Source organism: Moorena sp. SIO4E2, from assembly GCF_010671945.1.
In the GTDB taxonomy this organism is placed as follows: Bacteria; Cyanobacteriota; Cyanobacteriia; order Cyanobacteriales; family Coleofasciculaceae; genus Moorena; species Moorena producens.
Window position 1 is genome coordinate 1 of the sequence record NZ_JAAHIE010000395.1, and the last position, 6,994, is coordinate 6,994.

The 6,994-nt window shown below is 41.6% G+C and carries 3 protein-coding genes and 2 pseudogenes; all 5 read right to left on the reverse strand.

Features of this window, described 5'->3' with window-relative positions:
• A partial coding sequence (locus F6K37_RS28450) for a TubC N-terminal docking domain-related protein (protein ID WP_287253786.1) occupies nucleotides 1–195 on the reverse strand: 195 nt, incomplete at its 3' end.
• Between the two features lie 164 nt (nucleotides 196–359).
• Nucleotides 360–5,810: pseudogene (locus F6K37_RS28455) on the reverse strand (type I polyketide synthase); the annotation flags it as partial.
• Nucleotides 5,811–6,108: 298 nt separating this feature from the next.
• Nucleotides 6,109–6,183, reverse strand: coding sequence for a beta-ketoacyl synthase N-terminal-like domain-containing protein (locus F6K37_RS44850; RefSeq protein ID WP_137985884.1), 75 nt, complete (start codon nucleotides 6,181–6,183; stop codon nucleotides 6,109–6,111).
• A gap of 39 nt (nucleotides 6,184–6,222) precedes the next feature.
• A pseudogene (locus tag F6K37_RS28465) lies at nucleotides 6,223–6,399 on the reverse strand (AMP-binding protein); the annotation flags it as partial.
• Between the two features lie 278 nt (nucleotides 6,400–6,677).
• The gene (locus F6K37_RS28470) at nucleotides 6,678–6,920 is read right to left on the reverse strand and encodes a hypothetical protein (RefSeq protein ID WP_287253792.1); all 243 of its coding nucleotides are present in this window, start codon (nucleotides 6,918–6,920) and stop codon (nucleotides 6,678–6,680) included.
• Nucleotides 6,921–6,994: the final 74 nt, after the last annotated feature.

A 6,994-nucleotide genomic window follows, 5' to 3' on the forward strand; every position in this document is an offset into this window, starting at 1 on the left:
TGGTATAGATTGAGCACTAAAATTGTGGCTTTTTTGCTGAATCAGCCGCAATAATTCGGTCTTATTTTGAGATATAATATCTCTAATTTCTGCTGTCAATGCCCCCTTAGGAGCGTTAATTTTTAGTTGATCGCCTTCAGCCCAAATTTTAATGCCTTGGCTAGAGATTTGATACAAAACTTGCTTCAGGTTCATGATTGATTTACTCCCTATTTTCAATGATGTTTTGGGTTTTTGATGGTTTGAGGAACTATTTTTTTCTAACCAAAATCACTCAAGGACTTTATTCGCGCTATTTTTATCAAACTAATACCTTCACTTTGTGTTTTAATATATATATTTAGAAATTTATTATAAAATTATATAGTAATTTCTTCCCTATCTTCAATGATATTTTGGGTTTGTGAATAATTTGATAAACTAATTTGATTTAACAAAATTTTATCAAGCAATAAATTTGCTATTTCAAGAATACTAATACCGCTAATTATTATTTCCATAGGAATATCAACTTCTATTTCCCTTTGTATAAAATTTCGCAATTCACCGGCCATCAAAGAATCAAAACCCATACTAGTTAAAGGTTGCTTTATTTCTATTTTAGCAGCATTTATTACCAAAATAGTAGAAATTTTATTTTTGAGGTAATCTATCAATATTTTTTCTCCTTGCTCTGGTGGAGCTGCTTTTAGCTGTTCTAAAAGCTGTTCGTTTTTAGTTTCTGTTACTGATGAAATCAAAGCGGACAAAAATGGGATATTTTGCCCACTAGGGAGCTGGCTGACAAACCTTGACCAGTTAATCGGGAACACTCCAACTTGGCTTTGAGAACCTGATAACAATGACCCCAATGCCTGCATTCCCTGTTCGGGTTCAATGGCAACTATGCCCTGGCTCTGCATCCGATTGTGATGTCCACTTGCTAAACGAGCGGCCATGCCTCCTGCTGCCCATGCTCCCCAGTTAATACTCAATCCTGGTAATCCCTGCCCTCGACGATGATGGGCTAAAGCATCCATAAACCCATTAGCTGCGGCATAGTTTCCTTGACCTGGTGAACCCAACATCGAAGCCATCGACGAGAAACAGACAAAGAAATCTAAGGGTAAATCAAGGGTCAGTTGATGTAAATACCAAGTCCCTGCTACTTTTGGTGCCATCACTTTGGTAAACTGCTGCCAACTCATGTTTTGCAGTAACCCGTCATCCAATACCCCGGCGGCATGAATCACTCCTTTGAGTGGTGGCAACGATCCCTGAATTTGCTTCATCATTCTGACCGTATGTTGTTGATTGGATATATCCCCTGATAAAACTGAGATTTGGCTTCCAGCTTGTTCTAATTCCTGAATTGTTTCCATCGCCATCTCTGAGGGAGCACAACCCCCAATTAAGACCAGATGTTTAGCACCTTTAGCAACTAGCCACCGGGCTACCTGTAGCCCTAATGCTCCCAAACCACCAGTAATAATATAACAGGCTTCTGATTCAATTGATAGTTGTAATGATCTTAACTTCTGCTGTTGTTGTGGTACTAATCGGGCTACATAACGGACTCCCTGACGAATTGCGATCTGGTTTTCGTTATGATTAGACAACAGTTCATCTACCAAACTGGGGAGGGTTTCAGAAATATGAGATTTCGGATCTAGGTCAACTCGAAAACAAGCTAATTCTGGGTGTTCCAGACTAATAACTCGCCCTAGTCCCCATAGAGCTCCCTGGTGGGGTTGTACCACTTCCGTTTCATCTAATACACTCTGAGTTCCTTGAGTAACTAACCACATCGGCGGTAGATGAGTTAGTCCAGCTTGAATTAAGGCTTGGACTAAATGCAGTACTGTAGCACAACCTAGTTCTTGAGCTTTTTCTAACTCCAGTATACCGACCGATTCACTGGTTTCATTTACACCCCATAAATGCACAATCCCTTTGAGATCACCATTGTCTTCCAGCAGTTTTTGGAATTGTTCAGCAACAGTGGGATTGATTTGATAATGTTGAGCATCTAATTGCTGATACTCTGAACCGGGAGATACCCAAATACAGTTGAGCCCCTTTTGTTCTAAACTCTTCCCAATACCCTCTGTCAATTCACCGGTGAGTGCAAATACTAACCAATTCCCTGTTTGATTTTGATTAGATGGGGTTTTTGATGGTAGGGGTATAGCTTGCCAGTTGATTTCATAAAACCAATTACTCAAATCTGAACCCAGAGTCTTCAGCAACGTTTGGGGATTTGCTTTCCTCGCTTCAACACCACTAACCTGAGCCACTAGCTCGCCATTTTGGTCAATTAATTGTATATCACCTTTTAATTTTTCTGATGATTGTTTGTCTTTCGACCTACGGGTATAACACCAAAGCCGTCCATTCTCAGGACGATTATAGAAAGTAAATTTCTCTACACTGAACGGAACAAACCTCTCCTTATTATCGTCGTCAAGACTTAAGTTAAGTGCAACTAGTGATTGGAAGCAGGAGTCAACCAAAGCCGGATGTAGTTGATACTTTGTTGCATCTAGAACTGTTTGGGGCACTTTCATTTGACAAAGAACTTCTCCGTTTCCTATCCAGACCTGATCTATCCAGCGGAAACTCTGCCCTAATTGAATTTGTCGCTCCCAGATATACTGGTAAACTTCTGTGCTCTCTAGTTTTTGACTACAGCGAGCTTTAATTCCTTCAATATCTACCAGAGATAATCGTGATTTGTTAATCGGGTCAGTAGAAATCTTTCCAGTACCATGAACCGCCCAAGAACTGATTTGTCTGCCATCGTTAAAAGAGTCGTCAAAGCTAATCACTTGAAATGAATAAGAGCTATCTTTTGGAGTCAAAGCTACCTGCACAGTTCGTACTCCTTGCTCCGGAATGGCTAGGGCTTGAGGAAAGAGAATATCTTCCAGTTGACATTCAGTTTTCGGAAACGTTAAAGAGGCAGCTGCTAACACTAGGGAGATGTGAGCTGCACCAGGAACTACAACTTTTTCATAGATACGGTGGTCTGCTAAAAAGGGCAGGGTAGTGGTACTAAAGTCAGACTCGAAAAATATTTCTTTTGATAAGGGAGATTGGAACTTTTGATTAATTAGAGGATGGAGCTTGTTTGAAGAGATGGCTTGTGAATCGGAGCGCTCAGCGGTTTCAACCCAATACCGTTCCCGTTGGAATGGATAAGTTGGTAAGACTACTTTATGACGGCTATAATCTCGGTCAAACCCTGACCAATCTACCTTGACTCCCTGGACATATAACTGTCCTAAACTAGACAGCATTTGTTGCCATTCTTCTACTCCCGGACGTAACGACGGTAACCAAATACCGAACTCTTCTGGTAAACATTGACGCCCCATGCCTAATAATATTGGTTTTGCTCCTATTTCTAAGAATATTCCTAACCCTTGTTGTTGCAGGGTTTCCATACTAGCCGCAAACTTGACGGGTTGACGTATATGATTTACCCAATAGTTAGCTGTGGCAATACTCTTGTCTACTTTTGTTCCTGTAACATTGGAAATCAGTGGTATTTTTGGCTGATGGTAGGTAATTTGATTGGCTACTGCTTCAAATTCTGCCAACATCGGTTCCATTAATGGTGAATGAAAGGCGTGGGATACTTGTAGTCTTTTGGTTTTGATTCCTTCTGAGTTTAGACTACTGACCATGGCGGCAATGGCTTCTGCTTCACCTGAAATTACTACACTTAATGGTCCATTAATCGCAGCAATCGCTACTTTTTCTGTATATGGGGTAATCAGCTCACGGACTTTTGACTCGTTAGCCATCACTGAAACCATCTGACCACCACAGGGCAACTGTTGCATCAATCTTGCCCTAGTCGCAATTAGTTTCAGACCATCTTCTAAACTAAAAATTCCTGCTACTGTTGCTGCTACATATTCTCCGACACTGTGACCCATTACTGCATCTGGGTTTATGCCCCATGATTGCCATAGCTTAAACAGGGCATATTCAATGGCAAATAGGGCTGGTTGGGTATAAGCAGTTTGGTCTAGTAGAGAGGAGCTTGAGTGCTGTGGGTCTTGAGGATAGAGAACTTGATTGAGTGGATATTCCAGATACTGCTGTAAGATTTGCTCACATTCATCTAAAGCTTTACGGAAAGTCGGTGCTTGTTCATAGAGTTGCCTTCCCATATTCACATATTGGGAACCTTGACCGGTGAACAGGAAAGCCAGTTTTGGACTTTTGCTACCACTATCAAGTTGTCCAGAAAATAGCCCAACTACTTCCTCCCCAGTTTTCCAGTAAAGTAGTTTTTCTGCTAATTGCTGTCGGTCAGAAGCAATAACCGCTAGTCGATGGTTGAAATGAGCTCTTCCTGTATTAGCTGTGTAACATACATCTGCTAGTGGTAACTCTGGATAAATTTCTAAATAATTTTGATAACTACTAACTAAATATTCTAGAGCATTTTGTGTCTTGGCTGATAAACTCAATAAATGCAGCGAACGTTCTAGATATTCTTCACTTCTAACTTCTGACTTCTGACTTCTGACTTCAGTTGGAGCTTCTTCTAGCACTATATGAGCATTCGTGCCACTAAGAGAAAAGGAACTGACTCCTCCCACTCGTTTACCCTCTGATGACAACCAAGGTGTCAGTTGAGTGGGAACTTTTAGAGGTATATTCTCCCAATCAATATAGGGGTTGGGATTTCTAAAATTCAGATGAGGCGCAATTTTTTGATGTTGGAGTTGCAAAACTACCTTAATTAAACCTGCAATTCCCGCTGCGGCTTCTAGGTGACCAATATTAGTTTTAACTGAACCAATCATCAAGGGATTGTCCTGGTTATGTCCCTGCTCAAACACACTGGCTAAGGCTCTTACTTCCATAAGGTCTCCTAAAGAAGTTCCTGTACCATGAGCCTCCAAATAACCCACCTGAGATGGTTCTAGTTTCGCCGCTTTGAGAGCTTGCTGAATTAACTTTTCCTGGGCTAGTTTATTGGGCACTGTCAGTCCGCTACTAGGTCCATCATGATTAACGGCTGAACCACTAATCACTGCTGAGATTTGGTCACCGTCTTTGAGAGCATCAGACAGACGCTTGAGTACCACAATCCCACATCCCTCTCCCCTGCCATAACCATCAGCAGCAGCATCAAAAGTCTTACACCTGCCATCGGGTGATAGAGCCTTTAATCTTGATAGTGCGGTGGTGATTTGAGGAGAGAGAATTAGTTGTACTCCTCCTGCTAAAGCCAGATTAGACTCACCCTGACGCAGACTCTGACAAGCCTCATGTACAGCTACCAGAGACGCTGAACAAGCTGTATCTATTGCCATAGATGGGCCTTGCAATCCTAATGAGTAAGATAACCGACCTGCTGCAAAACAAAACCCATTTCCTGTACCATCGTAAGGGCTGATATTTTCGAGTTGGCTGAAGCTCAAATCAGCATAATCGTTTTGACCGATGCCCAGAAACACCCCGGTCTGAGTGTTTTCTAATTGTTGGGGGTTAATTCCAGCTCTTTCTAGAGCTTCCCAAGTTACTTCCAAAAGAAAACGTTGCTGTGGATCAAGGCTATTTGCTTCTCGGGGAGAGATGCCAAAAAACTCAGGATCAAACTGATCTACCTGATTAACTAATGAAGCATGGCGAATATACATTTTCCCTGGAGTATCAGGGTCAGGGTGATAGAAAGAATCTATATCCCAGCGTTCAGGTGGAATTTCTTTAACCCCATCTTGACCACTAGATAACAGTTGCCAGAAGCTTTCGGGTGTGTTGGCATTTCCTGGAAATCGACAGCCCATGCCAATAATGGCAATAGGTTTACTTTTTGAACGCTCCATCATCTCCAAAGCTTCTGCTTGCTTTAGCGCCAGAAACATCTGTTTGGATAATGATAGTTGCTCTGTGTTGGTAGTCGCTTCCATGAATTTTTAGCCTTGAATTTTGAGTAATTAAAGTTGTTTTTTTTGGTTATGTATCAAATTATTTATACTTTTGATTTTTTCAAGTTGTTTAACGGCTAGGGCTTCAAATTGTTTTTATGAAATATCTTCGATAACTGGCAAAATATTGTCATATACTTCTACCTCTTTGAAATCAGGTAAATTACTATAGTAGTTCCTAGAATGCTTCTGGATTTTTAGCTCCTGGAAAACGACATCCCATGCCAATAATTGCAATCGGTTCTCTATCCATTTTGATTTAACGAAGAAGAATAAGTAATGAGTACTCCTTGTGTAGCAAGTTACCGTGACTTACCATTACTCCTTTGGGTGTTCCCGTAGAACCGTAGGTGTACTGGAGAAAGGCCAGGCTACTGCTGTCTAGGGTTGGTTCAGACCAGTTCAACCCTTGGTCGCGATCGCATTTATTGGTAGCAAGCAAATGCAACTGAGCTAGAGCTGGATGCTGGGCTCGGCGAGCTGGTTAACTCGGTTATAAGAGATTTGGTAGTTAGGAGCCATGTAAAAATAAGTTGTACAAATTTTATCTGAAATAAATTGTGAAATCTAGCTTCCATAAAAAAACTGTTCAGGTTATTTTTACACGAGTCCTTAGGGCAAACAACGCCTCTGCATCTGATCCGTACGCTAACAACCTAGAGAGATTGCGACTGCGTCGGGGTGGTGGATAAGCGGGCACTGCAATTACGCCAGCGTACAAGCACCCAAAGAAGGCAGCAATCAAGTCTATACCTGGTGGATACACGCTTCTCGCGCTCGTTCCCCTGTTGCTGCCAGAGACTGCAACTGGCTGGCGAACGCCCTTGAGCGTTGGTCTAATACCTGATAGGTGATACGATCAGTTTCTTGTTCCGCTTTTTCGAGGAAGGTATAAGCGATTTGTTCAGGCTGAGAATGGGCTCTCAAGCGCAACAAATCTACCAGATTGTCAAACTTCTCGTCAAGGTCTAAAAATCTGAGATTTTTCAAGTTTCAACCTCCTTGGTAGATAGCGTTTTTCAACGCTTACTTGCTCCCCTGCCACAGTTTTTTACTGTTTTAAC